This window comes from Enterobacter sp. UNJFSC 003 (genome assembly GCF_036903355.1).
In the GTDB taxonomy this organism is placed as follows: Bacteria; Pseudomonadota; Gammaproteobacteria; order Enterobacterales; family Enterobacteriaceae; genus Enterobacter.
In genome coordinates this window covers 1-344 of the sequence record NZ_JBAKHK010000074.1, presented here as the reverse complement: position 1 = coordinate 344, position 344 = coordinate 1, and the positions used below count along the sequence as shown (strand labels likewise).

The window sequence follows — 344 nt, the reverse complement described above, 5'->3', positions numbered from 1 at the left end:
GACAAGGCCGGACTGGAAGGCCCGCAGATCAGCGGCACCGATGATGCGGCCTGGAACTTTACCCTCGATACCACCGCGCCGGACAACATTACCTCCGGGATCGTGGATGGCTCGCTGGGGCTGACCGACGATGTTGGCCCGGTAACCGGCCCTATCGCTGACGGCGGTACTACCGATGATACCCGTCCGACCTTTGCAGGACAGGCTACCGACGATATCGATCACGTCAATATCTACGACAACGGCAACCTGATCGGCAGCGCGCCGGTGGATGAAAACGGCAACTGGAGCTACACGCCGGAAACCGATCTGGCGGAAGGGGATCACTCCCTGACGGTGGCCGC

General features: G+C 61.9%; 1 protein-coding gene. It reads left to right on the top strand.

Annotated elements, in window-relative coordinates; genetic code table 11:
- A partial coding sequence (locus tag V5P19_RS23155; RefSeq protein ID WP_334407861.1) for an Ig-like domain-containing protein occupies positions 1–344 on the top strand: 344 nt, incomplete at both ends.